Source organism: Noviherbaspirillum sp. L7-7A (assembly GCF_019052805.1).
GTDB lineage: Bacteria > Pseudomonadota > Gammaproteobacteria > Burkholderiales > Burkholderiaceae_D > Noviherbaspirillum_A.
This window is the reverse complement of record NZ_JAHQRJ010000003.1, coordinates 239,899-264,982: the sequence shown is the minus strand read 5'-3', so window position 1 is coordinate 264,982 and position 25,084 is coordinate 239,899. Positions and strand designations below refer to the sequence as shown.

Genomic DNA, 25,084 nt, shown 5'->3' with positions numbered 1-25,084 from the left:
TGAAAGATCCAAACGACGGATGGCGTGGCACATCGCATGGCCCGACACCGTCCGGCTGTCATACCACATCGCTGCAACGCAGGTAGCCGCTTGCGGCCTGCACGTAGCGTGAAAGGGATTGCATTGCATATAGGCGTCTTGCTGTCGATAACCGCCTCGGTGTTGTTTGCCGTTCTGTATTTCTACACGACTCGTTTGACACCGCTGACGGGCGAGGAAATCTTCGGATGGCGGATGTTGCTGACCTTTCCGTTCGCCACCCTGCTGATGTGGCGATTCGGCGATTGGCCACTTGCGGCAGGCTTGCTTCGAAAAATGCTGACAGCACCACGCATGCTGCTTGTCGTCTTTGCCACCTCATCGCTGCTGGCGATACAGATCTGGTTGTTCATGTGGGCACCGCTGCATGGGCGGGCCTTACAAGTTTCGCTAGGTTATTTCCTGTTGCCGCTGACGATGGTGTTGTCGGGCTGGCTCTTCTATGGTGAACGGCCATCGGGTCTGGAGAAAGCGGCGATCCTGTTTGCTGCGGCTGGCGTGAGCAACGAGCTGTACTACGTCGGTAGCCTTTCCTGGGAAACGATGCTAGTCGCGCTCGGCTATCCAGCGTATTTTCTGCTGCGCAGGCACCATGGCATGGCGCATTTAACTGGCCTTTGGTTCGAGATGGGTTGCATGTTGCCGGTGGCCGCGTGGTTCGTGCTGCAGCGACCGGATGTCCTGGCTACCTTCGAACACCGCCCTACGCTACTTTTGATGATCCCCGTGCTCGGGCTGATTAGCGCATCGGCGCTGGCCTGCTACATCATGTCGAGCCGCTATCTGACAATGACGTTGTTCGGGTTGCTTGGCTATGTCGAGCCGGTCTTGCTGGTGGCTGTCGCGCTAGTCCTCGGGGAGAGTATCGCGCCACAACAGTGGCCTACTTATATTTTCATCTGGGTGGCGGTTGTGATGCTGGCAGCAGGCGGCCTGCGCCATGCGCTGGCCCCACGACGCTAAAGTACTTTCGGCCTGACTCGCTCAGCCGGGAACGAGGCGAATAGGCTCAGGAAGAAGGCGCGGCGATGCGTCGTAGCGGGGCTTCGGCGAAGGGCCACAACACAGTGCCGGAGCCGGTTCGGTTGGCATCGACGAGTTCGTCAGGTCGAAAGCACTGTGGCGTCGGTCCCATTGAAAAAGGCTTCCGCGAGGAAGCCTTTGCTGGGTGCCCATAGCACCCGGTTTGCTACCAGCAATGAGCAGGATGAAAACGAGCCTTCATCGTGCCATTCCTGGCTTAAACCTTGACGGTATCGGCCACCGTGCTGAACTCTTCCAGCTTGTCGAAGTTCATGTAGCGATAAATGTCCGCTGCATTCTTGTCGATCACGCCGGTGTGCTCTAGGTACTCTTCGCGGGTCGGAATGCGGCCCAGCGTCGAGCAAACCGCAGCCAGTTCAGCCGAGCCCAGGTAGACCTGGGTATCCATGCCGAGGCGGTTCGGGAAGTTACGGGTCGAGGTCGACATCACGGTGGAACCCTTGCGCACCTGTGCCTGGTTGCCCATGCACAGCGAGCAGCCTGGCATTTCCATGCGGGCGCCAGTGCGGCCCAACGTGCCGTAGTGGCCTTCGGCGGTCAGCACCTGCTGGTCCATCTTGGTCGGCGGCGCAATCCACAGCTTGACCGGGATATCGGTCTTGCCTTCCAACAGCTTGGAGGCTGCGCGGAAGTGGCCGATGTTGGTCATGCAGGAACCAACGAAAACTTCGTCGATCTTTGCGCCGGCAACTTCAGCCAAGGTTTTCACATCGTCCGGATCGTTCGGGCAGGCGACGATGGGCTCATGAATGTCGGCCAGGTCGATCTCGATTACGGCTGCGTATTCGGCATCGGCATCCGGCGCCAGCAGTTCCGGCTTGGCCAGCCAGGCTTCCATCGAACGAATGCGGCGCTCCAGCGTACGCTTGTCTTGGTAGCCGTTGGCGATCATCCACTTCATCAGCGTGATGTTCGAGGTCATGTACTCCATGATCGGCGCCTTGTCCAGATGCACCGTGCAACCGGCGGCGGAACGCTCGGCCGATGCGTCGGACAGTTCGAATGCCTGCTCCACCTTCAACTGCGGCAAGCCTTCGATTTCCAGGATACGGCCGGAGAAAATGTTTTTCTTGCCCTTTTTCTCTACCGTCAGCAGGCCCTGGCGGATGGCGTACAGCGGGATGGCGTTGACCAGGTCACGCAGTGTCACGCCCGGCTGCATTTCACCCTTGAAGCGCACCAGCACTGATTCCGGCATGTCCAGCGGCATCACGCCGGTGGCGGCGGCAAATGCAACCAGGCCGGAACCGGCCGGGAAGGAAATGCCGATCGGGAAACGGGTATGCGAGTCGCCGCCGGTGCCAACGGTGTCCGGCAGCAGCAGGCGGTTGAGCCAGGAGTGGATCACGCCATCGCCCGGGCGCAGCGCCACGCCGCCACGGTTGGAAATGAAGTTGGGCAATTCCTTGTGCATCTTCACGTCGACGATCTTTGGATACGCGGCGGTGTGGCAGAAGGATTGCATCACGAGGTCAGCCGAGAAACCCAGGCAGGCCAGGTCTTTCAGTTCGTCGCGGGTCATCGGGCCGGTGGTGTCCTGGGAACCGACGGTGGTCATCTTCGGCTCGCAATAAGTACCGGGACGTACGCCCTGGCCTTCCGGCAAACCGCAGGCGCGCCCAACCATCTTTTGCGCCAGCGAGAAACCCTTGGTCGATGCGACCGGGTTCTGCGGCAGGCGGAACAGGGTGGACGGTGCCAGGCCCAGCGCTTCACGCGCCTTGGCAGTCAGGCCGCGGCCGACGATCAGTGGAATGCGGCCACCGGCGCGCACTTCGTCGAACAGTACGTCGGACTTGACCTGGAATTCGGCGATGACTTCGCCGTTCTTCAGGGCCATGCCTTCATACGGACGCAGTTCGATCACATCGCCCATGTCCATCTTCGACACGTCGAGCTCGATTGGCAACGCGCCGGCGTCTTCCATCGTGTTGTAGAAGATCGGAGCGATTTTGTTGCCCAGGCAAACGCCGCCAAAGCGCTTGTTCGGGATGAAGGGGATGTCTTCGCCGGTGAACCACAGCACCGAGTTGGTCGCGGATTTGCGGGAGGAACCGGTACCGACCACGTCGCCCACGTAGGCAACCAGGTTGCCCTTGGCTTTCAGTTCTTCGATCTGGCGGATCGGGCCGACCTTGCCCGGCTCGTCCGGATGAATGCCGGTGCGGGCATTCTTCAGCATGGCCAGCGCGTGCATCGGGATGTCGGGACGGGTGGTGGCGTCCGGCGCCGGCGACAGGTCGTCGGTGTTGGTTTCGCCGGTGACCTTGAAGACGGTCAAGGTCAGGCTTTGGGGCACTTCCGGACGCGAGGTGAACCATTCGGCGTCGGCCCAGGACTGCATCACGGCCTTGGCATTGGCGCTGCCCTTGTCGGCCAGTTCCTTGACGTCGTGGAAATAGTCGAACATCAGCAGGGTTTTCTTCAGGCCTTCAGCGGCCACGCTGCCAACGACAGCGTCATCGAGCAAATCGATCATGGGCTTAATGTTGAAGCCGCCCAGCATGGTGCCCAGCAGGCGGGTAGCCAGTTCGCGCGAGATCAGCGGACTGGTCTCGGTACCCTTGGCGACCTTTTCCAGGAAAGCGCTCTTGACCTTGGCGGCATCGTCCACGCCAGCCGGAACGCGGTGGGTGATCAGGTCAACCAGGAAAGCTTCTTCGCCAGCAGGCGGATTCTTCAGGAGTTCAACCAGGTCGGTGGTCTGTGCGGCCGAAAGCGGGAGCGGAGGAATGCCCAGGGACGCGCGTTCGGCGACGTGGGAGCGGTACGCAGCTAGCATGAGAGTGCTCTCTAGAGAAAGGATTAAAGGACAAGGAAATCGCCAGCGATTCCAAATTCCCCGCTATTGTACATCAACAACTCTTATATAAGACATAAGACCAGCAAGAATAGTCGGAATTTGGCCGCAGGTGCGGCTTTGCCGCAACCGGCGGCACTGGCGCACGCAATAGAGACTGGAAAAACCCGAAGTCAGGCCATTAGATCAGCGCGGCACGCCCGGCACGCTGTTGCGCCTGCCGACGCCGGCGACGACATACTGCAGCGCATTGGCATTTTGCAGCGACAGGTGCAACACGCTGCGCGCCGCATGGCGGCCTGCGAGCAGCAGCGCATCGCCGGTTCGCAGCATGAAAGCATCGTCCGGGCAGAGAAGCGCCTCTTCTCCACGCACGATCATCAGCACGGTGGCTGCCAGGCTGACTTCGCGGTCCGCGCTATCGCTCAGCAAATCGCCGATGCTGATCATCTGCCCCCGTTCCAGCGCCCGGTGCAAAGCCGGTGCCGCATGCGGCTCGATCCCGACGCCCCAGACTTCCGGGATCAATTCCGCGCACAACGCTTCCAACTTGCCCGTGACCTTGCTGCTCCAGCTCTCGTCGGCTTGCCGCACCGCCTCCAGAAAACGGGCCAGCAGCGGCGTGGTCAGAATGGAAATGCATTCCTGCGCGACCACGCGGGTATGGACCATCCTGAAATCGGCCGGGAAGGCATCGAACAGCACGTCATTGGCAGCCTGGTTCTGGCGCACCACGACGAAAATGCCGGGGTTGAGCTTTTTCGCCATCATGGCAATGGAGAGATTGTTCATGTCGTTGTCGCTGCCGGCCACGATGCCGCTGGCATGCGTGATTCCGGCTTTCGTCAGCACGTCGGCTTCATTGCCTATGCCAAGCACCATCCTGCTGTGCGGCGGCCCGTTGCCTTCCGGGTCGATCACGGTCAGTTCGATGCCGGGCAGGCCGAGATGGTGGGCGAGCGACTGGCCAAACTCGCCGTAGCCACAGACGATCCACCGGCCTTTCGGAGGCCGCCTGAGCGTCGGCAAGCGTGTGCCCGGCAGGCCGGTCAGTATTTCGATCAAGTGGAAGCGCTCGGGAGACACCGCGGCCAGCGCCAGATACTGGGCGAAGCGGGCATAGGCGTTGATGATGTGGCTGGTGCCGAAGGACGCCATATTGGCGGCCACCTGAGGGCTGCGCACCCGCGCCAGCACGGCAATGGCGGGATTGAGCAGGCGCACGCTGATGGCGATGGCAAGATTGGCTTTCTCGTCGTTCGTCACCGCCAGCACGCCCCGGCATTTCGCGTGAAGCAGGCCTGCCATCAGCAGATTGGCGGTGAGGCTGGCGTCGGCCGCGAGCACCGGGTCGTTTGTGATGAATTCTTCGAGGTCCAGTTCGTCGACCCGCAGCGTGTCCCTCTCCAGGATGACGAAGTCATGCCCCATTATGTCCAGCGCGCGGCAGATCAGGCTGCCGCTTTCGCCGCAGCCGCAGACGATGTAGAAACCGGTGCGCATTCTCCTGACGCGCCGGGCAAAACGCGAGGTCACCAAGGTGTGCAGGAAAGCCTTGTCCTGCAGCAGCGCCAGCACGGTCAGTATCGAGTAGGACCAGGAGATGACAGTCATGTAGATGCAGGCGGTGACCCACATGCGCTGGCCATCGGAGAATGCCCTGGGCAACTCGCCAAAGCCGATCGTGGTGGCGGTATAGCTGACGAAATAGAACGCGTGAAAGAAGCTTAGCGCAGGCGCGGGCGAGCCGTCGTCATTCATGCCCGGCACCAGGGTCAGGCCCAGCACCGCGATCGCATAGAAGGAGATCAGCACGATGATGGGCGCGCGCATGCGTCGCAGGACCAGGAAGAAAACGCTGTTCACCGGCGGTCTCCTGTTGTTCGGCTACTGGGGTTTACGTCCGCCCTTTCTTCGATGCCGGCTTGCGCAGGCATGCTCAGCGCCGCATCATTACCGTCTCGACGATCAGCATGATCAGCGAAACGATATTGGCCAGCAGCGCGCCTCCGGACAGGGAAACCACGCTGGCCGTAGTCGATGCGGTCATGCCGGTCCCGGTGGCATGCACTGCCACTCCCCAGATCACCGCGGCTGCGATCAGCTGGATATCCGCCACCAGGCTGGTAGACAGCAGCACTGCGCCGATCTGGGTGCGGTCGCCAAATTTGAGGACGGTGGCAATCATGTTGACCACGATCGCCGCGAACAGCTCATAGATATTGTGCAGTTCTGGACGGTCGATGTCGCCGATGAAGAAACCGAAGTTCAGGGTCGCCGCAAAGACGATGAAGAAGGCAAAGATCACTTTTTCGAGGTTCATGGCAGCTTTTCCTGGATAACAAGCTTTAGCCTAAACTGGTTTGCTTGCCCAAAAATTGTCCTGGATATAAGGCCGGACATGTCTGAGGCACCTCATGAGGCCAGGGCGGGCAGCACGGAATTTGACCTGCTTCAGCATAGTGCACCGCACCGGGCCATGCGCCGCAGCCGCGTGGCCGTATAGTCGGGGTGCGAACGACAGGAGGAACTTTCCCATGGTCATCGTTGCCAACTTCAGCATAGGCCATACCGGCTTCATCGATGCGCAGGGGCAAGCCAGCGGACCGCTGCCGTCGTTTGCCTGCGACAGCGCAGTACTGGTCGACATGTACCGCGACATGGTATTGACGCGGCTGTTCGACAAAAAGGCGGTTGCGCTGCAACGGACCGGACAGCTTGGCACATTTCCGTCGGCCATCGGCGCCGAAGCGATCGGCGTTGGCCTGGCCAGCGCCATGCGGCCAGAAGATGTACTGCTGCCTTCCTACCGCGACCATGCCGCGCAGATGGTCCGCGGCGTCTCGATGACGGAGATCCTGCTGTACTGGGCTGGCGACGAGCGCGGCAGCAACTTCGCCGTGCCGCGTCACGATTTCCCCAATTGCGTGCCGATTGCTTCCCAGGTATGCCATGCCGCCGGCGCCGCCTATGCCTGCAAGCTGCGCCGCGAACCGCGGGTGACGGTGTGCATGACAGGCGACGGCGCCACATCGAAAGGTGATTTTTATGAAGGAATGAATCTGGCGGGCGTCTGGCAAGCGCCTCTGGTGATGGTCATTTCCAACAACCAGTGGGCAATATCGCTGCCGCGGCGTGCACAGACCGCCGCCGCCACGTTGGCGCAGAAAGCCATCGCCGCCGGCATCGACGGCTTGCAGGTGGATGGCAACGATGTGGTTGCCGTGCGTTACGCGGCGCAGCAGGCACTGGACAAGGCGCGCAGCGGCGGCGGCCCGTCGCTGATCGAAGCCATTACCTACCGGCTGAGCGACCATACGACAGCCGACGATGCTAGCCGCTACCGGGATGCGGCCGAAGTACAGCATCAGTGGCTGCGCGAACCGATCACGCGGCTGCGCAATTACCTGGCACGGCTTGGCGCCTGGGACAAGGACAAGGAAATTTGCCTGCATCAGGAATGCGCAGACCGGGTCGAACAGGCTGTGGCGGATTTCCTGCAGACGCCGCCGCCCGGTGTCGACGCCATGTTCGACCATCTCTATGCAGCGCTGCCCAGGTCGCTGGAACACCAGCGCGACATGGCCAGGCGTCAGCCCGCGCCTGCGGCGCATGGGACAGGCCATGGCTGAATGGAATCTCGTTGAAGCGGTCAACCATGCGCTGGCGCATGAACTCGCGGCCGACCCCGCCATCGTGCTGCTGGGCGAAGATATCGGCGTCAACGGCGGTGTGTTCCGGGCCACGATTGGCCTGCAGCAGCGATTCGGCGCAGAACGGGTAATCGACACACCGTTGGCAGAGGCTGCCATTGCCGGCGTAGCGGTCGGTATGGCTGCGATGGGCCTGAAGCCGGTGGCGGAGATTCAGTTCACTGGCTTTATCTACCCTGCCATGGACCAGATCGTCAACCACGCCAGCCGGATGCGGCATCGTACTCGCGGCCGCATGTCGTGTCCCCTTGTCCTGCGTTCGCCGTGCGGCGGCGGTATCCATGCGCCCGAACACCATTCGGAAAGTCCGGAAGCCATGTTTGCCCATGTGCCGGGCCTGCGGGTGGTGATGCCATCTTCGCCGCGGCGGGCCTATGGCTTGCTGCTGGCAGCCATGCGCGACCCCGACCCGGTGATCTTCCTGGAGCCGACCCGCCTGTATCGCCTTTACCGGGAGGAAGTGGAAGATGTCGGCGCAGCGCTGCCGCTGGATACCTGCTTTACCCTGCGCGACGGCGCCGACCTGACGCTGGTGAGCTGGGGCGCAATGGTGACCGAAACCCTGATGGCGGCCGATGAGCTGGCGCACCAGGGCGTGATGGCAGAAGTAATCGATGTGGCAACACTGAAACCGCTGGACATGGGAACAATACTCGCTTCAGTGGCCCGCACTGGCCGCTGCATCGTTGTTCATGAAGCCGCACGCTCGGCGGGACTGGGCGCGGAGATCGCTGCGCATATTGCCGAGGAAGGGATTTATTCGCTGCGTGCGCCGGTGCTGCGGGTGACGGGTTATGATGTGGTGATGCCGCTTGGCCGGCTGGAGAAGCAGTATCTGCCCGACAGCCAGCGCATCCTGGCTGCGGCCAAGCGGACGCTGGAGGACACGTGAAGACCTTCACCTTGCCCGACCTTGGAGAAGGCTTGCAGGAAGCGCAGCTGGTGCAGTGGCATGTGCAGCCCGGCGACCTCTGCAGGCCGACCAGCCGCTGCTGTCTGTCGAAACTGCCAAGGCCGTGGTCGAGATCCCTGCTCCCTATTCCGGCCGCGTCGTGCGCCTGTTTGGCGCGGCCGGCGAAACCGTGCCAACCGGCGCGCCCCTGCTGTCGATCGACACCGGACAGCCCGACGAGGACGCGGGAACCCTGGTAGGAAGCGTCGCCACTGGCGCCGATGCGGGTCCTGACCATGCGCAGTCAGGCGGGCCCGCTGCCATTTCAGCCCGTACGGCCTATACCGTCAGGGCGCTGCCTGCCGTGCGGCGGCTGGCGCGCAGCCTCGGCGTGGACCTGGCTGGCGTTGCGCCTACCGGACCCGATGGCATCGTCACACTAGCCGATGTGCAGCATGCGGCATCCGGCGCCGCCGCGGCGCCACAGGCGTTGAGCGGGTTGCGACGCAGCATGGCACAGGCCATGACCCTGTCCCGGCAGGAGATCGCCACGGCAACCATTGTCGACGATGCCGATATCCAAGCGTGGCCGCCGCATGCCGATATCACGATTCGCCTGATCCGGGCATTGGTGGCCGGATGCAGGGCCGAAGGCGCGCTGAATGCCTGGTACGACAGCCGCAGCATGACCCGGCAACTGATGGCGAGCGTCGATGTGGGGCTGGCGGTGGACCTGCCGGACGGATTGCTGGTCGCGGTGCTGCATGATGCGGCGGGGCATGACACCGATGCCTTGCGGCAAGCGCTGGACAATTTGCGGGCCAGGGCCGCCGCCCGCACGTTGTCGCCCGACGAACTGCGTCACCATTCCATCACGCTGTCCAATTTCGGCATGATGGGCGGACGCTATGCGACGCCCATCGTGGTGCCTCCCACGGTTGCGATACTGGGTGCGGGTCGCGCACGCGACCAGGTGGTTGCTGTCAACGGCGTGCCTGCTGTGCATCGCCTGCTGCCGTTAAGTCTAAGCTTTGATCATCGAGTGGTGACCGGTGGCGAAGCAGCACGTTTTCTCGCCGCGGTGATGGCAGACCTGTTCATACCCCACTGAAGCGGGCGGTCTAAACACCGTCCAGGTGTTCCGCCAGCCGCCGGCCCAGGCACAGCAGCGTGACCGTCGGCGGCAGGCCCCATGCTTGCGGGATCACGGACGCATCGCAAACGAACAAGCCCGCCGTCGATGTCTGCAGTTGCTCGTTCACGCCCTCGCCTATCCTGACGCTGCCGCCCGGATGGGCCGCGAAATGCACGCTGTTGAAGATATGCCGGGCGCCCGCTTGCGCCAGGATGCGCCGTGCCAGGCCGACGCCATCGCGCAGCTTGCGGCGGTCTGCCGGCTGCAGCGACTTGCTGATCCAGCGCGGCCCGATCGCGCCGCCTATCTCGTCGCGGATCTTGACCATCACGGTCAATGTGCGGCGGTGCGCCAGCAGCCGGTCGATGCGGCCGGCCTGGGCAGCGAATCCCTGGTACATCGGCCGGGGCAATGTCATGTCGGCCAGCGTGATGCCTTCTTCCGGGAAGTGCATGCCGGACGCCATGGGCACTTCGGCGCCGCCGTCGACATTCTCCACCGTGCCCATCACGGCAATCACCGGGTCGCTGAAATGCGCCGCCCGAGCCGGGCCAAGCCCAGAGGCATGCAGCAGGCGCGGACTGCCGATGCCGCCGCCGGCCAGCACGATGACGCCGGCGAAGCGTTGCTGCAATTGCCCGTGCCGCACGAATTCCACCCCGACCGCCCGCACGCCTTGGGTAATCACCCGCTGCGCCCTAGCATCCGGGAGCAGTTCCGCGCCGGCTGCGACGGCTTCCTCGACCATGTTGCGCGCTGTCCATTTCGCGCCGAACGGACAGCCATAGGCACAGCGCCAGCAGCCGGCGCGGCATTTGTCCGGCAGGATCATCTTGTCGAGCTTGCGCCAGTCATGGCCTAGCGCTTGCGCCGCTGCCGCAATGCGTGCAGCCATTGGACCCACCAGCGGGTCGGGCAGCGGCGCCATCGGTATTTCCTGCCGCAGCGCCTGCAGAGCCGGCTCCAGATCGATGCCGTACTTCGCGAACATCGGCATCGGCGGCGCCATGGCGGTGGCGAAGTTGATCGCCGAACTGCCGCCGGAAGTCACGCCGCGCACCAGCAGCGATCCATCCGCGTTCAGGAAGGCGCCCTTGCCCGGCACCGCCGCCATGGCAGCCATCTGACGCAAGGTGCCTTGCAGCGGCGCGGCGCCGCCCTGTTCCAGCAGCAGCACGCGCCAGTTCCGGCGCGCCAGGTCGCGCGCGACGATGGCGCCGGCCGGGCCGCTGCCAACGATGATCGCGTCAAGGGCTTGCTCTGAATTCATGCGGGTCCGGGAAAGTGCAAAAGGTGGATGCTCAGACTGGACAGTACATGTCGCAGCGCTCTCTCTTGCCCGACATGCAGGTCAATTCTACAGAACCTGGCGCCTGCAGCCAGAACGGGTTTGCTTTAAATGTGGTCTTATCGCATGCAGGCAAACGGAAATGCCGGCGGGCGGGCAGGCATTGCCAGCGCTTCAATCTGACGTCAACGTTGCTGGTGACCATGCCGGCGCATTCAGAGAATCGGAAGGAAATCAGGCCATGCTAAAGGTTTTCGCACTATGGGCACTGCTGCCGGCACTGGCCGTGGCGGGCGGCTCCAACTACACCGTGGCGCCAGGCGTGTCGCGGCCAGCCGGAAAGATTAGCGAATGGAATGTGCCAACGCCGAAATTTGCGCGCGACCCGGCGCCTGGCTTGGATGGGCGCATCTATATTGCTGTCATGGCGGGCAATCGGCTAGCGCGCTTCGACCCAGCCACCGAACGCTTCGAGGAATGGGAATTGCCTGCCGGAACCCGGCCGCACGGCCTAGTGGTCGATGAACGCGGCACGGTATGGATGACAGGCAATGGCAACGGCACATTGCTGGAAATACCATTTAGCAATGGTCAGCCGCAGGCAATGAAGCCACATCCCGCGCCGTCCGGCGGCAGTCCGCACACGATCGTGTTCGACGGGCGCGATAGCCTCTGGTTTACCAACCAGTCGGCCAACAAGGTAACCCGCTACCAGCGCAGCAGCGGCAAGATGGAGGAATTCAGCACCCACGATGGCCCCTACGGCCTGGCACTCGACCGTGACGGCAATGTCTGGTTCTGCCAGGCCAGTGGGCAGCGGGTCGGTCGCATCGATGCCCGCTCCAGCAAGATCACTGAAATAGACCTGGGGGCCGGCTCGCTACCACGCCGCATCGCGGCAGCGCCCGACAATACGCTCTGGGTCGTGCGCTATGGCGATGGCAAGCTGACGCATATCGATGCAGCCAAGCAATCCGTCTTGAAGAGCTATGAAATGCCTGCTGGGCCGCGTGGCAATCCTTATGCAGTGACTGTCGACGGTGCCGGCAAGGTCTGGGCGAATGAAATTTCGGTCGATACCGTTTCTCTGCTTGATCCGGCTACCGGAAAATTTCAGGTTTTTTCACTGCCGACTAATAATGAGGGCATCCGCAAGATGATTGTGGATGCTCAGGGCAGGCTCTGGTACATGGGCAGCCACAGCGGAAAGCTTGGCATGGTGCAATAGTTTCTTCCTTTACTTTTTCGTTGTAGATAAGATAAGTAAGAACTCAACATGTTGGTGTTCTTTCATATTTCGCTGCTGCAGCTACCTGATCCATAGAAAATTACAATGAGAAACTCTTTATTTATCTAAATTCATTCAGTAGGTTCTGCGGCGAACATCGTTTTCTTCAGGAAATTCCGTAGGGAATTTGTGTCACGCCCTCGCAAATTGTTTTCAGGAATCATTAATAATTTTTTCTTCTGTTTTTAAATTCAGCCGCAACCTGGCTCTGACCGCCGCAGTATTTTTTGCCGCCATGTCGTCGGCTTCTGCTCTTACTCTTGACGCCTTTCTTGGCGCGGCGTCGCTGGGCAACTCCGGCGATTAAACGGAACTTAATGCAATCTAAACCGCAGCCGGCACAACGCTGACCCTGACTAGCAAGGTCGACCCCGGTGCTCGCAACACTGCCGATACCGTCAGCGGACAATAGGTTATCGATGTTGGCAGCCAGGAGCCAGGCTATTTCGTGCTCAAGTTCGGCACCGGTAACCTCGGCGGCAATGACACCTACTTCTTCAAGAACCTCGGCCGTCTGAGCCACTACACCCTGTTCGAAGGCTTTGTGGGCGGCGGCGGCGCCAGCGGTGAGGTGCCGGAGCCGACAACCGTTGCCCTGTTCGGCCTGGGCCTGCTGGGCTTCTGGGCGTCGCGTCGCAAGGCACGCAAGGCATAAGCAAGCCCTAAGCAAGTTCATGCTGTTGAAAACCCGCCCGCTGAGCGGGTTTTTTTATGTTCTTCATTTCAGTCCATCGTGCGCCTGTAGGTTTTCAGCCCGAGCGCCAGCACTGCCGCAGTGAACAGCAACAGGGGCCAGACCTGTGGCCAGAGCAGCGCCAGGCCATTGCCTTTCAACAGGATGCCGCGCACCAGCACCAGGAAATGGGTCAATGGCAGCAGGCTGCCCACCGCCTGTGCCCATTCGGGCATGCCGCGAAACGGGAACATGAAGCCCGACAGCAGCATGGAGGGCAGAAAGAAAAAGAAGGTCATCTGCATGGCCTGCAGCTGGTTGCGGGCAATCGAGCTGAAGGTAATGCCCAGCGTCAGGTTGGCGCAGATGAAGAGCAGCACCACGGCATACAGCAGAAGCAGGCTGCCATGCATAGGGACATTGAATATCCAGCGGGCGGCCAGCAGGATCAGGCTGACCTGCACTAGACCGATCAGCACATAGGGGATGATCTTGCCGGTGATGACTTCCAGCGGCGTGGCCGGGGTTGCCAGCAGGTTTTCGAAGGTGCCGCGTTCCCGTTCGCGTGTCATGGCGAGCCCGGTCATTAATACCATGGTCATGGTCAGGATTACCCCAAGCAGGCCCGGCACCACGTTGTAGGCAGTGATAGCTTCCGGGTTATAGCGACGGTGCACTCGTAGTTCCAGCGTGCGGCCCGGTTGGGCCGGCTGCACCTGCCGGCCCGGCAGGTCGGGGGCGAACAGGCCGGGGCCGAGCTGGTTCAATACCGCGATCGCGCCGCTGGTTGCCATCGGATCGGTCGCATCGGCCTCCACCAGCACTACCGCGGGCTTGCCACGCACCAGGTCGCGGTGGAGGCCGGGCGGAAAGGTCACGACGAACTGTACCTGGCCCTGGTCGAGCAGCCGCGCCGCCTGCCTGTCTTCGACGCTGCCCACGATCCGGAAATAGCCGCTGGCCGCCATCGCCGCGACATAGGAGCGAGCAAACGGGCCGGGGTCAGCCATTACCACCGCGGTGGGCAGGTTCCTGGGATCGGCATTGATTGCGAAGCCGAACAGCAGCAACTGGATCAATGGAATGCCGACGATCATGCCAAAGGTCAGCCGGTCGCGTTTGAGCTGGATGAATTCCTTGACCACGATGCCCAGCCAGCGCAACAGGGAAAAGGCCATGGCATGGCGCTTCATCAGGCAGCCCCCTTAGCACCGGCAGTAACGCTGCCGCTGTCCTGCATCAGGTCGATGAACACGTCTTCCAGCGAGGCCGGAATCTTCCGCATTGCCAGCGCCGTGCCACGCAAGGCCTGTTGCAGGCTAGCCTGCAGGCAGGCCGCATCCCGACCGCTGACATGCAGCGTAGTGCCAAAGCTGCTTGCCAGTTCCACGCCGGGCAGGTTGCGCAGCGACTGCGCCAGGCCCGCCGGCATGTCGCCGCTGACTTCCCAGGTATGCAGGCGCCGGCTCTTCACCACCTCTTGCGCGGTGCCCGCGGCCAGCAGCCGGCCGTTGGCAATATAGGCCAACCGGTGGCAGCGTTCGGCTTCGTCCATGTAATGGGTGGAGACCAGCACGCTGACGCCACTGGCCGACAAGCCATGGATCTGCTCCCAAAAGTCACGCCTGGCACGCGGGTCAACGCCGGCGGTGGGTTCGTCCAGCAGCAGCAAGCGCGGCTGGTGCAGCAGGCATGCAGCCAATGCCAGACGCTGTTTCCAACCGCCCGACAATGCGCCGGCCAGCTGGTTGCGCCGGTCCGCCAGGCCAAGCCGGGCAAGCATCGCATCGACGGCTGCACGGCGGCCAGGCATGCCGAACATGCGCGCGATGAAATCCAGGTTCTCGGCGACGGTCAGGTCTTCCCACAAGGAAAAGCGCTGGGTCATGTAGCCGACCTGGCGCTTGATCAGTGCGCTGTCGGTCATCACATTCAAACCCAGGCAGGTGCCGCTGCCGCTGTCGGGTGCGAGCAGGCCGCACAGCATGCGGATCGATGTGGTCTTGCCGCTGCCGTTCGGCCCCAGGAAGCCGAAGATCTCTCCCTCGTGCACCTGCAGCGCCAAGTCCTTCACCACATGCCGATCGCCGAAATGCTTGTTCAGGCCAACGACATCGATCACCAGCGGCGACGCCATGTCAGCGGCCCGCAATGCGCACGTCGATGGGCAAGCCCGGCCGCAGGCGGGCAGCCTGCTCGGGCAGCGGCACCGCTTCCACCCGGAACACCAGCTTTTCCCGGCTGCCGCGGCTGTAGATCACCGGCGGCGTGTATTCAGCCTGCGGCGCGATAAAATCGATGGTGCCGCGGATCGGCTGCACACAGCCGTCGCAGCCGGCCTCGATTGCCATGCCGGGCTGCAGACGGGCAAGTGCGGTTTCAGGAACGTAGAAGCGCAGGCGGCGACGCTGGTCCGGCAGCAGGCTGGCTACCGGCACACCCGCCGCCACCCATTCGCCCACGCGGTAATAGGTTTCGCTAATTTCACCGGCGGCCGGCGCCCTGACCGTCTTGCTGTCAAGCCGCCAGCGCATCTGCGCTGCCTGGGCACGGGCCGCCAGTAGGTCTGCTTCGGCCGCACGGACCTCGGCGCTACGGCCCAGCGCGGCGCGGTAGGTAGCGAGCTGCTGCTGCGCCGCTTCCACTTGCCCCTGCAATTGGTCGCGCTGGCTGCGCGCTTCATCCAGGCTTGCAGGGGAGACGAAATGACGTTCCGCCAGCGACTGCTGCCGGCCCAGGCGGTTCTGCGCAAGAGACAGGCTAGCCTGTGCTGCGCGAAGATTCGCTTCCAGCGCCGCGATTTCAGGCTGGCGGCGCGGCGCGGCCAAATTGGCCAGCCGCTCCCTGGCCGCGTCAGCCCGGGCCTGCGCTTCGTCCAGCGATTCAGCATCCGGGTCGCCAGCAAGTGCAAATACCGCTTGGCCAGGCGCCACCCGGCTGCCGCGCAGCGCGTCCAGCGACTTCAGGTAGCCGGCCTGTGGCGCCGAAAGATAAAGGAACTCACCCTCTATATACCCCTGGTAGGACGACGGTGCGCCGTCGGTACAGCCACACAGGAAGAGGGTCAATGCCGGCAGCAGGCAGTTCAGACAGCGTGGCGGGGGCAGGTTTTCGCCGCGCCGGCCGATGGCGCCGGGCTGTGCTTCCGGCAGGTGTTGTCTGGCGACCATAGGCGGCGTGTGCGCTGGCGCTTGATTGCTCCTGACAGGGATTTAAAACCCGATGTTGCGGCAACAAGCTGATCAGGCGCAGCATTCAACGTCGGAAACGCTTCAAATCCTTTAAAACATTCATGCCACGCGCCCGCGGTTGGCCTCGACCACCCGAGCCATCCGCTGGCGCGTGGCCGGACGGATCAGGTAGTCCTTGCAGATTGCGCCGAATGCGCCGGCCATAGCTGCGACACGGTCGATCGCGGTGGCGGCCCGGGCGGGATCCAGGCTGTTGGAAGCGGCCAGGCGCATCACGTGTGCCCGGCCTGGTTCGCGCCCTTCGCCTTCGACATCCATCTGATGCTCGCCGCCTAGCCCCTCGCAATAGCTGAGGTCGTAGCAGGGCGCGAGCTTCCACCTGCAGGCATGGTCCATCCGAAAGGAAAAGTTCTTCGCATGATCGTCGCGGTTATGGAAGACCACGTTGGACACGCAACGCTCGAAGGCCTTGTCCTCCTCGCGTTCGCTGTGCGTGAAAAGGCGGGTGGCGCGCAGCAGGGTCTGGTAGCTCACGCCGGCAGGCGGAAGTTGGCATGCAGGACGCCGGCCAGGGTATGCATGGGCACACGCATGCCATCCACGCGGTCGAAGCGTTCGATACCGAAGGCCACATGGCGCGCGCCTAGGTCGAAATAGCGGGTGCGGGGCAAGTCCAGGCCGCACGCCCGCGCCAGCCGGGCATAGCAGGATTCAATGGCGCAGACTTCTTTATTCTCGTGCCTGCCGGGAAACTTCACCAGCCACGGCGTGCCTGGCGCATCGCTGCGCGTGCTGACCAATTCGGCTTCAGTATCGTACTGGACCAGCGCCTTGGGGCCGGCGCCGTGCGGGCTGCCGCCCAGCATCAGCAACTGCTTCAGCGCGGCAGTGTCGCGGTCGGCCACCACAGCCTGCACTTCCCTGGCCAGCGCCAGCAATTCCAGGTCCGGCGTTTCCAGGGTGGTGTCCGTTGCCGGTTCAAACGCCAGCGCGCCCATTGCGCGCTCGCCCAGGAAGGCAAGCCGGTCCAGCGGTGACACCTGATGCGGCTGGCGCCCAAAGTGCTTGCTGAAGAAGCGATCCATCAGCAGCAGGCCCCAGCCGTCAGGCAGGGCATCGGCAACCAGGCCCGGCAGCCTTAGCTGGTATTCAGGAAAGCCACCATAAGCGCCTGCCCTGAGTTTCAGATGCCGCGGCGACAGCTTTATGCCCCGGCTTAATGCTTCCGGCGAATACTTGAACAGCAGGTGCCGGCCACTTTCCGCAAGCGTCGCCACCGGCCAGCGCTGTCCCCAGCCGCAAAAGAAGACAGTCAGCTTTTTCATTTGCCGTCTTTGGGACGGCGACTTGCACGCGGCGCGCGTATCCGCCGGGCCTTCTCCGCCTGCCCATCCGGGCAATCGAATCCATCTTCAGCATGAGCAGTGACTGCACTTCATCCGCCAGGCCCAGGGCGAAGACGGTGCGTATGAAATTCTCGAAGGTGCATTTGCCCTTGCCTTCGAGAAGCTTCAGGGTATTGACGCCGATGCCAGCCTACTGCGCCAGCTGCAGCTGCGACAGGCCTTGCGCCAGGCGCTAACCGCGCAAACGCCGGCTAAGTTCGAGCCGGATTTCCTGTTCGCTTGCGAAGCCGAGGTCGAGCATGGAGGTGTGATTGGACATGGGGAGGACAGTGTAGCAGCAGGCCACTTTAGGGATTTAAAAGCCTTTATTTGATCCTTAAACCCCAATTTATATGGGTTAAAAGACTACTTTATGGCTATTAAGTCAAAGCCCGCGGACCCGTTTACGCCGCTGATCCTGAATGCGACCACTGACCCGAATGCCTCGGAGCGCTAACCATATGAAGCGATGGCGCGAAGCACCATGGCGACCCTGACGGGCCTTGCGAAGGCTGCTTCGCCATCCCGGAATGAAAGAGAATGGCTGAGCAAGGCAACGCCCTCGCGCTGAAGCAGGCCGCGCCTAGGGTGGATTTGGTGGGCGCGGCAGCCTGACATCCTTTCACAGATACGACCCACCTGGTTTTCCAGGAATCGCGCAATGAACGGCAAATGCGGCCACCCTCCTGGGCAAGTGCGGCCATATGCCTATGCCGCTTGCGTCTTCGGCCTCGTATTGACGGCAAGGCACAATGCGCCCGTAATCAGGGCCAGCGCCACATGCATGCCATAAAGCTGGCTGAAGTCAGCCCGGGTCAGGCTGGCATGCCCGATCAGCACGACGGTCACTGCGACGCCCAGTACCGAGCCGATCTGCCTGATCGCCTGGTTGACCGCGCTGCCCACGCCATACTGGTTCTGCGGCAGCCGCGCGGTCGCAGCGCCGGACAGGGATGGCAATACCATGCCTACGCCGATGCCGCTAAGGATCAGCGCCGGAAACCAGTGCGCCCAGTAGGCGGGCGTCACGCCCGGCACCAGCGCCAGCCAGAGGCCGCTGGCCGCATACACCAGCGAGCCGAGCACGAGGCCCGGACGATGGCCGTGACGGGCGGCGTAACGGCCGCTGATGATGGCGGTCGGCACCACCAGGAGCGGGCCGGGCGTGATGGCGATACCTGCCAGGGGCAGGCTGTAGTGCCAGATCGACGTCATGTAGGAAAAGAAGGCGAAGAACATCATGGCGAATGCCATGGCAAACGAGAGCGTGGCCAGGTTGACCGCGCTGTAGGTACGGTCGTGAAACAGCTTCAGGTCCACCAGGGGATGGCTGGCCTTGCTGGCCCAGGCAATAAACGCAACGAGAGCCACGCCGGCCACAATCGCAAGTGCCGCAATACCCTCACGCGACCAGCTTGCCGATTCATACTGGGTCAGGGCCAATGCAGCAGCGGCGACGCTGGTCACCAGCAGCAGCATGCCGACAAGGTCAATACGCTGCACCTTTCCCGGAATGCGTGATTCACGCAGCACCACCGCGCCGAAGGCCAGCGACACGGCGCCAATCGGCAGGTTGATGTAAAAGGCCCACGGCCAGCCCATGCGGTCGATGACAAAGGAACCCAGGCTCGGCCCGATGGCCGCTGCCAGGCCGCCCACTGCGCCCCAGAGGCTGACCGCCACCGTTCGCTTGTTTTGCGGGAAGGCGTCCAGGATCAGCGACAGCGATGCTGGCGTCAGCAGTGCCGCCCCTACCGCCTGCATCACACGCGCCGCGATCAGGAAGCCGACCGAGCCGGCTGCGCCGCAGGCACCCGAGCCGATGATGAAGATGGCGGCGCCGGTGAGGAAGATGCGCTTGCGGCCATGCACGTCGGCCAGTCCGCCGGCGGGGATCAGCATTGCCGCATAAGTCACGGTGTAGGCGTTCAGCACCCACGACAGGTCGGCTGCCGAGCTGCCGGGAAAACCTTGTCGCAGCGCGCCGAAACCTGCATACAGCACCGTTGTGTCGATTGATACCAGCAGCACCGCGATGCTGGCGATCCAGAACGTGGGCCAGGGCGATGCGGGCGCGTCGGCTTTTGTCGCATTGGCGAGAGAGGCTTGGGTGGTCATTTTCTTTTCCTGGTGGTTCAGACGGTGGTTGGCGCGCGATAAGACGCCGCCTCGGCGGACAGCCTGGCCTTGGTTGTCCGGCTGGTTTCATTGGCCATGACTTCGCCGGCGCCTGCTTCGAGCAAACCCAGCCACACTGGCATGCCCTCTGGCAGCGTGAGCAGTGCCGGCCTGCGCGCAAATGCATAACGCTTACGCGCGCTGCGTTCGGTCGCTGCCCGGGCAAAAGCCGGGCCGAGGCCACGGTTGGCACTAGCGACCGGGATCATTGCTTCCTGCATCTTCATTGCGTGATCCTTTCCTGGATGACCGCTTTTAAAATATGATGAATATCATATTTTTCACCAAAAAAAACGTTCAGAAACGGCAGGCCCGAAACGTCGCTTCAACGCCTGCAATTTATAATGCATAACGCTCAAGCAGCAGTTGCCGATTTGCTTCAAGCACCGCCCGCCCCTCCTCGCCGCCCAGCACACGCGCCATCTGCAAGGCGCCTACCAGCGTGCTGGCAATGAAAGATGCGGTAGCGTAATCGCTTCCAGCCGGCAGCAACGATTCAACCAGGTGGATCAGCGCCCGCACCCGTTCGCGCGCGGATTGACGAATCAGTTCTGACTGGCGCGCCATCTCGGACCCCAGGGCTGCGACCACGCAACCGGACTCGGTGCCATTCATATGCGCTACTGACAGGTAGGTCTCGACCAGGGCGCGCAACGGCGAAGCACCCTTTTTCCGCCGCGCATCCATGCTGCGCTGCAGACTTTCCGAACTCTGCTTGCCTGCATGGCCGATGGCGCTCGCCACCATTTCCTCGCGCGACTGGAAATGCGCATAGAAACCGCCATGCGTGAGGCCCGCCTCCTTCATCACCTCCGCCACGCTGGCGCCGCCGTGACCGGCACGACGGATCGCGCCTGCGGCGGCATCGAGGATGCGTTCGTGAGTCATCTCGCGTTTGCATGGCTTGCCGGTCTGCATGTCAACATGCTCCTGAATATGATAGTCATCATATTATTTATCTCAAGCTGCTTTGTCAAACGCCTTTTCGGGCTGTTCTTGTTGCGAGTCAGCGTCTTGTCTGGTGCAGCAAAACCTTATTGCCCCCAGGCTCCTTGCGGATGTGAAAGCCATGCCTTGCAATCCGCCCATCTGGCGACGACAAGGCAACGACGAAAGGCCGCTTCCAGTAATCGATAAACCTGGAACGGGAACGGCAACCCTGATTTAGCGAGCGGCAGCGGTCAGTCCTCAACGCACAAAGCGCCAGAGACGCCCACGCGCCTGCACGATAAAGTCCACCCACCTTGCATGCCTGTTAATGCCATCTCGTCGGGCATAACGACCACTGACAAGCCAAATCGCTTGTCCCGTCGCAAAACGGGTGTCAAACCGGCTTCGGTTCAGCATGATGTGCCTGCAGTCCAACCGCGAAGGAATTTCAATGCGAACCAAACCCGTCCAATGTGGCTTCCGCTCCGCCCTGGCAGCCGCAAGCCTGCTGATGGCCACCAGCCCGGTGTGGGCAACTGAAGCCGGCTTCAGGCAATTCGACGCCTCCGCCCAAGGCAGGATCCAGGAAGCGATTCATGTCGCACTTTTCTATCCGACGCAAGACAGCGCCAGGGCCATTGCGATGGGTCCCTTCACGCCGACCGTTGCCATCAACGGCAAGCCGGATGCCAGCGTCAAGGGCTTGTTGCTGCTGACCCATGGCACCGGCGGCACCGAGCTCGGGCACCACAGTCTTGCGCAGGCGCTGGCAAGGAACGGCTACCTAGTCGCCGCGATGCGCCACCCTGGCGACAACTGGCAAGACCAGTCGCTGCTTGGCGTACCGGGTGGCTACTACTTCAGCGAGCGGCCCCGTCAGGCTTCACGGGTGATCGATGCGATCTTGCTTGACCCGGAATGGACAGCGCGCATCAAGGTCGACGCCCATGGCCCGCGCGTCGGCGCCGTGGGTCACTCGGCCGGCGGCTACACGGTACTGGCGCTGGCTGGCGGCGTCCCGGATCTGGCGCGCATTGCAAGCCATTGCAAAACGGACAGCAATGACCCCATCTTCTGTTCGATGGGGCGACGAGGGACGAATGCCGCAACCGCGAAAATATCCTTCGAAGGTTTGCAGGATGCGCGGGTGCGGGCAGTGGCCGCGCTGGCGCCGGCGAGTGTGATGTTCAGCGCCCAATCGCTTGCAACGATCGGGATTCCCGCGACTGTCTATGCCGGCGACAAGGACACCTTTCTGGTTCCCCGTTACCATGCCGAGTGGGTAAGGCAGAACGTCGCCAAGGTGGCGTACCACGCGGTTCCCAATGCCGGGCATTACGCTTTCATGGACACGCCCAGCATGCCGATCCCGTCGCCGGATGGTGACCTTCGCGCCAACCCGGAGGGCCTTGACCGGTCCGCCTTCCAGAAACAGTTGGCGACCGAGCTGAACCGGTTTTTTGACAGCGCTCTTCAGTAGCGGTCAACCGTTTCAGGCATAAGGGATTCATGCGCGCCATTCCAATGCAGGCAGCGGCTGCGATCCCTGGCGGAGATCGAATCCTGGCCGGTAAGCGTCCTGCTGCTCTGCCCCGCTTACCGACCAAGTGCGACACCGCCGTTTGCCCGGCTATTTTAAGCGCATCGTCAACCTCCATGCCAAGGTAGCGCATCGTGCTCTGCAGCTTCGTATGCTCCAGAAGAAGTTGGACGGCCCGCAGGTTTTTTGTCCGCCAGCAGATCAGTGTTGCTTTTGTCCGTCGCATAGTGTGGGTGCCATACGAGGATGCATCCAAATCAATTGATTCCACCTAGCGGGCCACGATGCGCGCGTACTGCCGGGTGGACAAATGGGGTGATTTGGCTACCCTGCTCGGAAAAAGATATTGTCCTGAAGCCAAGTGCGCCTTCTCGACCCAGGCTGCGACCGATTGCCGAGTCTGCTCGGTGATCTCGAACTGCACTGGACGGTGCGTCTTGTGCTGCATGACCATGGCGCGCGGCAATTCGGCCTTGCCTTGGGCGACATCCAAGACGCGCAGGCTTACCAAATCACAGCCACGCAACTTGCTATTAATGGCGAGGTTGAAGCGCGCCAAATCACGGGCTTTTTCGGCATGCTGGAGCCTTATCCGGATAGCCCAAATCCCTTTGAGTTTCAATGACGCCTTTTGGCCAACGAGCCTGCCCTTGTTCCAGGGAACCGACACCCGGAATTTTCAGTATGGGAGTTCATAAGAGTCTCTTTCAATAAAAGGACTCCCATTGTGGTCAGGCAAACGGGCGCTCAACGGTCCAAAACAGACCGCTGAATAAGCTTTTTGAAAGGCTGCTTATTCAAATCCTGCACCAATAGCTGGGTGGCATTGGCGCGGCACCCTCCCAGCGGCGTCGAGCGGAAGGCGCCGCGCTGGTCGACCAGCACAACGCGGTAATGGGCCGGATTGAACCACTGCCGCTACTGCGCCGACGCGCCGCTGCCCGTCCCGCCGTGCAGATAGATCACCTGCAGACCGTCGGGGTTGCCGCTTTCCTCCCATTCCCCGAGGCCTCCAGGAACATGGCGCCCGATTAATACCGGTGCGGAATTTGCGCACCACCCAAGGCAATCAATAGGGCAAAAACAAGCGGAACACTGAGCCCCCGAGCAGACTCACCCCGCCCATAAATGCAAGAAACAGAAATATCACGATCAATATGAGACGCCCCAGGCAGCCGCCGCGCCGTGGTCGGCGCGGGCCTGCAGTCTCACCATCGAACACCCCGTCCGGGCGGGCGTGGCGGGCTCTGCTTGCCGCCTCGAGTAAGTCCCTCAAGCTAAGGCCGGGCGGGGCGTACCTGCCGCGCAGATCGATCTCTTCATCGCCGCTCGGTGCCGAGTGTTTTGGACCGCCGCTTGAACCGTCACCGGCCGTGGGCCGTGTCGCCGATGGCGGCACGGGACGCGGCGTTGACCCGGGCGAGGACCCTGGCACGCCTTCCGTCGTCGATGGCGCGGATTGTCCGGGGCGATGGGGCGGCGCGCCAGGCGTCGTGCGAACGGGAGCGTCTTCTGGCTCGCCGAAGCGCGCTCCGCATTGCGGGCACGATGGGGTATCTAGCCAGCGCCCGGGAGTGTGGTTACTGCAGTAATAGCGAACTTGGGCCTCGTGACAAGCTTCGCATTCGCCGGAGGTGGCCTTCGTTGTGCCGCAGCTCGGGCAACGCAGCACTACGCCGCTCATTGCTGGGGATCTCCGGAGTCGAGGGTGCCGGGAGGGGCACCATTTTCGGGTTGTGGAAAGAATTCGTTGATCATGTCGCCTGGAATATGCAATTGGAATATTTGCGGCAAGGCCCCTTCGACCACCCGCACCAGGGACGGCACACGCTCGTAGGGACCGAACTGCTCGCGATTCAAGCGGCGCGACAGCGCCACCGTTGTCAGCAGCGGATGCGCTTCATAGGCAGGGTAGACTGCGTATCGCTCCTGCACATGATCATGGCCCCGCACCATGTGCGTGACCCGCCTGCCTAGCCGGGCGCTCAACGCGCAGAAGTCAGCGAAATCGAGGTAGCCGAACTGGCTGCCGCGCGAGAACCGGTTTGGCATCTTTCTGCGTGCCTTCGGATGCGCACGGCTCCAAACAAAATCCGACAGACATGCCGGATCGTTCCAATCCCCGGTTTCGTCCAAACGTGGATGCAGGTCCGTCAGCGGGAAGCCGCCATGCGCAACGAGCAGTCCATCCGGGAAAAACAGCGCGCGCGGCGAGCGCGCCGTCAGCCTCACCACAAGCTTGCCAGCGCGCTCGATCCATTCGTGCGCAAGGTTGGCGTTTAGAAAGTCAGTGAAATCCGATGGCGATACGCTCGACGCGAACCGGACGCCGTCATAGGACAACGCTTCGTCGTGATTGCCTGCGATAACGCAGACCAGTTCGGGCGCTGAGACGATCAATTCGAAAACACGCAGCAAGACTTCGAGACCGTAACCCTCGTCGTCAAAAAAATCGCCGAGAAAGATAATGCGTGGCGCAGCGTTGCCTTCGATTGCTGCCTGATTGCGGATCTGCGCCAGCGCCGCCTCAAGCGCCGGTAGATCGCCATGCAGATCCCCGATTATCCACAGTGGACCTCCGCTCGCCGGCATGGAAACCCGGATCGCCCGGTCTGCATCGCCTTCCCGGTCGGTGTCGAACAGCATGCCGGGGCCGCCGGATTTATCGAGCAACTTTTCCATCTGTTCGATGGCAGTGTGCATCCGGGCACGGATCGCCGCAGGATTGGCGGCACTGCGAACCGCCTGCCAATCAAGATCGCGCACCTCTATGACCGGCGATGCGACCAACAATTCGGATGTTTTGCCCGTTTCGGCTACTTCAGATCTGGAGCCAGCATCTTCGTCATGGCCAGGCGCATCAAATACCGGGGCAGGCACCGTGTCGACCGGCGCCTCTGCAACAGTGTGGTCGTCAACATTCACGACTGGCGCAGTGTCCGGACGAGCAACATTGTCTTCAGGAGTTTGCATGAGAGTGGCCATTGC

General features: G+C 62.2%; 19 protein-coding genes and 2 pseudogenes. 7 read left to right on the top strand and 14 right to left on the bottom strand.

Features of this window, described 5'->3' with window-relative positions; translation table 11 throughout:
- The first annotated feature begins 108 nt into the window (after positions 1-108).
- Positions 109-1,002: an EamA family transporter RarD gene (gene rarD / locus KTQ42_RS22715; RefSeq protein ID WP_349292190.1), complete on the top strand. Its 894-nt coding sequence runs from the start codon at positions 109-111 to the stop codon at positions 1,000-1,002.
- A 277-nt stretch (positions 1,003-1,279) separates the two neighbouring features.
- On the opposite strand, the gene KTQ42_RS22710 is transcribed toward rarD, so the two are convergent.
- The 3 genes from KTQ42_RS22710 to KTQ42_RS22700 form a co-directional block, all read right to left on the bottom strand.
- The gene (locus KTQ42_RS22710) at positions 1,280-3,865 is read right to left on the bottom strand and encodes a bifunctional aconitate hydratase 2/2-methylisocitrate dehydratase (protein WP_217347890.1); all 2,586 of its coding nucleotides are present in this window, start codon (positions 3,863-3,865) and stop codon (positions 1,280-1,282) included.
- A 204-nt stretch (positions 3,866-4,069) separates the two neighbouring features.
- A complete protein-coding gene (locus KTQ42_RS22705) occupies positions 4,070-5,749 on the bottom strand; it encodes an NAD-binding protein (protein WP_217347889.1) in 1,680 nt (559 codons plus the stop codon).
- 73 nt (positions 5,750-5,822) lie between these two features.
- Positions 5,823-6,206: a DUF6394 family protein gene (locus tag KTQ42_RS22700; protein WP_217347888.1), complete on the bottom strand. Its 384-nt coding sequence runs from the start codon at positions 6,204-6,206 to the stop codon at positions 5,823-5,825.
- 214 nt (positions 6,207-6,420) lie between these two features.
- Here KTQ42_RS22700 and pdhA point away from each other — a divergent pair, with 214 nt between their 5' ends.
- From pdhA to KTQ42_RS22685, 3 genes and pseudogenes are all read left to right on the top strand, one after another.
- Positions 6,421-7,515, top strand: a complete 1,095-nt coding sequence (pdhA, locus tag KTQ42_RS22695; protein ID WP_217347887.1) for a pyruvate dehydrogenase (acetyl-transferring) E1 component subunit alpha — start codon at positions 6,421-6,423, stop codon at positions 7,513-7,515.
- On the top strand, positions 7,508-8,488 hold the full coding sequence (locus tag KTQ42_RS22690) for an alpha-ketoacid dehydrogenase subunit beta (protein ID WP_217347885.1): 981 nt from the start codon (positions 7,508-7,510) through the stop codon (positions 8,486-8,488). The genes pdhA and KTQ42_RS22690 overlap by 8 nt, the downstream gene beginning before the upstream one ends.
- Positions 8,485-9,599: pseudogene (locus tag KTQ42_RS22685) on the top strand (dihydrolipoamide acetyltransferase family protein). The gene KTQ42_RS22690 and the pseudogene KTQ42_RS22685 overlap by 4 nt, the downstream one beginning before the upstream one ends.
- A 10-nt stretch (positions 9,600-9,609) precedes the next feature.
- Here the strand turns inward: KTQ42_RS22685 and KTQ42_RS22680 are convergent.
- Complete coding sequence (locus KTQ42_RS22680) at positions 9,610-10,893, bottom strand: FAD-dependent oxidoreductase (RefSeq protein WP_217347884.1); 1,284 nt, start codon at positions 10,891-10,893, stop codon at positions 9,610-9,612.
- Here KTQ42_RS22680 and KTQ42_RS22675 point away from each other — a divergent pair.
- Together KTQ42_RS22675 and KTQ42_RS24385 are read left to right on the top strand one after the other, a co-directional pair.
- Positions 10,892-12,139, top strand: coding sequence for a hypothetical protein (locus tag KTQ42_RS22675; RefSeq protein WP_217347883.1), 1,248 nt, complete (start codon positions 10,892-10,894; stop codon positions 12,137-12,139). The two genes, KTQ42_RS22680 and KTQ42_RS22675, sit on opposite strands and share 2 nt — an antisense overlap.
- Positions 12,140-12,647: 508 nt before the next feature.
- Positions 12,648-12,854: a PEP-CTERM sorting domain-containing protein gene (locus KTQ42_RS24385; protein WP_349292189.1), complete on the top strand. Its 207-nt coding sequence runs from the start codon at positions 12,648-12,650 to the stop codon at positions 12,852-12,854.
- Positions 12,855-12,922: 68 nt separating this feature from the next.
- Here KTQ42_RS24385 and KTQ42_RS22665 read toward each other — a convergent pair whose 3' ends face one another.
- The 8 genes from KTQ42_RS22665 to KTQ42_RS22635 form a co-directional block, all read right to left on the bottom strand.
- Positions 12,923-14,065: an ABC transporter permease gene (locus KTQ42_RS22665; RefSeq protein ID WP_217347882.1), complete on the bottom strand. Its 1,143-nt coding sequence runs from the start codon at positions 14,063-14,065 to the stop codon at positions 12,923-12,925.
- On the bottom strand, positions 14,065-15,009 hold the full coding sequence (locus tag KTQ42_RS22660; RefSeq protein WP_217347881.1) for an ABC transporter ATP-binding protein: 945 nt from the start codon (positions 15,007-15,009) through the stop codon (positions 14,065-14,067). Before KTQ42_RS22660 ends, KTQ42_RS22665 begins: the two co-directional genes overlap by 1 nt.
- 1 nt (position 15,010) lies before the next feature.
- Positions 15,011-16,042, bottom strand: coding sequence for an HlyD family efflux transporter periplasmic adaptor subunit (locus KTQ42_RS22655; protein WP_217347880.1), 1,032 nt, complete (start codon positions 16,040-16,042; stop codon positions 15,011-15,013).
- Between the two features lie 120 nt (positions 16,043-16,162).
- Positions 16,163-16,597 (bottom strand): HipA domain-containing protein, encoded by a 435-nt coding sequence (locus KTQ42_RS24315; protein WP_349292188.1) that lies wholly within the window; start codon positions 16,595-16,597, stop codon positions 16,163-16,165.
- Positions 16,594-17,388 carry a HipA domain-containing protein gene (locus KTQ42_RS24310; protein WP_283093321.1) on the bottom strand — a complete coding sequence of 265 codons (795 nt, stop codon included), beginning with the start codon at positions 17,386-17,388 and terminating at the stop codon, positions 16,594-16,596. The genes KTQ42_RS24315 and KTQ42_RS24310 overlap by 4 nt, the downstream gene beginning before the upstream one ends.
- Positions 17,389-18,156: 768 nt before the next feature.
- Positions 18,157-19,566, bottom strand: coding sequence for an MFS transporter (locus KTQ42_RS22645; protein WP_217347879.1), 1,410 nt, complete (start codon positions 19,564-19,566; stop codon positions 18,157-18,159).
- Positions 19,567-19,583: 17 nt separating this feature from the next.
- Positions 19,584-19,853 (bottom strand): hypothetical protein, encoded by a 270-nt coding sequence (locus KTQ42_RS22640; protein ID WP_217347878.1) that lies wholly within the window; start codon positions 19,851-19,853, stop codon positions 19,584-19,586.
- A gap of 112 nt (positions 19,854-19,965) precedes the next feature.
- Positions 19,966-20,544 (bottom strand): TetR/AcrR family transcriptional regulator, encoded by a 579-nt coding sequence (locus KTQ42_RS22635; protein WP_217347877.1) that lies wholly within the window; start codon positions 20,542-20,544, stop codon positions 19,966-19,968.
- A gap of 463 nt (positions 20,545-21,007) precedes the next feature.
- On the opposite strand from KTQ42_RS22635, the gene KTQ42_RS22630 reads away from it, so the two are divergent.
- Positions 21,008-22,036 carry an alpha/beta fold hydrolase gene (locus tag KTQ42_RS22630; RefSeq protein WP_217347876.1) on the top strand — a complete coding sequence of 343 codons (1,029 nt, stop codon included), beginning with the start codon at positions 21,008-21,010 and terminating at the stop codon, positions 22,034-22,036.
- 133 nt (positions 22,037-22,169) lie between these two features.
- Here the strand turns inward: KTQ42_RS22630 and KTQ42_RS22625 are convergent.
- Positions 22,170-22,766 (bottom strand): annotated as a pseudogene (locus KTQ42_RS22625) (tyrosine-type recombinase/integrase); the annotation flags it as partial.
- 1,010 nt (positions 22,767-23,776) lie between these two features.
- On the bottom strand, positions 23,777-25,069 hold the full coding sequence (locus KTQ42_RS22620) for a metallophosphoesterase (RefSeq protein WP_217347875.1): 1,293 nt from the start codon (positions 25,067-25,069) through the stop codon (positions 23,777-23,779).
- Positions 25,070-25,084 lie beyond the last annotated feature (15 nt).

Excerpts from the sequence above, each read along its gene's own strand:
- KTQ42_RS22640 (WP_217347878.1), bottom strand. The coding sequence starts at position 19,853 with ATGAAGATGCAGGAAGCAATGATCCCGGTCGCTAGTGCCAACCGTGGC.
- KTQ42_RS22680 (WP_217347884.1), bottom strand. The coding sequence starts at position 10,893 with ATGAATTCAGAGCAAGCCCTTGACGCGATCATCGTTGGCAGCGGCCCG.
- KTQ42_RS22620 (WP_217347875.1), bottom strand. The coding sequence starts at position 25,069 with ATGCAAACTCCTGAAGACAATGTTGCTCGTCCGGACACTGCGCCAGTC.
- KTQ42_RS22665 (WP_217347882.1), bottom strand. The coding sequence starts at position 14,065 with ATGAAGCGCCATGCCATGGCCTTTTCCCTGTTGCGCTGGCTGGGCATC.
- pdhA (WP_217347887.1), top strand. The coding sequence starts at position 6,421 with ATGGTCATCGTTGCCAACTTCAGCATAGGCCATACCGGCTTCATCGAT.
- KTQ42_RS22630 (WP_217347876.1), top strand. The coding sequence starts at position 21,008 with ATGCGAACCAAACCCGTCCAATGTGGCTTCCGCTCCGCCCTGGCAGCC.
- KTQ42_RS22660 (WP_217347881.1), bottom strand. The coding sequence starts at position 15,009 with ATGGCGTCGCCGCTGGTGATCGATGTCGTTGGCCTGAACAAGCATTTC.
- KTQ42_RS22635 (WP_217347877.1), bottom strand. The coding sequence starts at position 20,544 with ATGCAGACCGGCAAGCCATGCAAACGCGAGATGACTCACGAACGCATC.
- KTQ42_RS22675 (WP_217347883.1), top strand. The coding sequence starts at position 10,892 with ATGCGGGTCCGGGAAAGTGCAAAAGGTGGATGCTCAGACTGGACAGTA.
- KTQ42_RS22710 (WP_217347890.1), bottom strand. The coding sequence starts at position 3,865 with ATGCTAGCTGCGTACCGCTCCCACGTCGCCGAACGCGCGTCCCTGGGC.
- KTQ42_RS24310 (WP_283093321.1), bottom strand. The coding sequence starts at position 17,388 with ATGAAAAAGCTGACTGTCTTCTTTTGCGGCTGGGGACAGCGCTGGCCG.
- KTQ42_RS22690 (WP_217347885.1), top strand. The coding sequence starts at position 7,508 with ATGGCTGAATGGAATCTCGTTGAAGCGGTCAACCATGCGCTGGCGCAT.
- KTQ42_RS22645 (WP_217347879.1), bottom strand. The coding sequence starts at position 19,566 with ATGACCACCCAAGCCTCTCTCGCCAATGCGACAAAAGCCGACGCGCCC.
- KTQ42_RS22655 (WP_217347880.1), bottom strand. The coding sequence starts at position 16,042 with ATGGTCGCCAGACAACACCTGCCGGAAGCACAGCCCGGCGCCATCGGC.
- KTQ42_RS22700 (WP_217347888.1), bottom strand. The coding sequence starts at position 6,206 with ATGAACCTCGAAAAAGTGATCTTTGCCTTCTTCATCGTCTTTGCGGCG.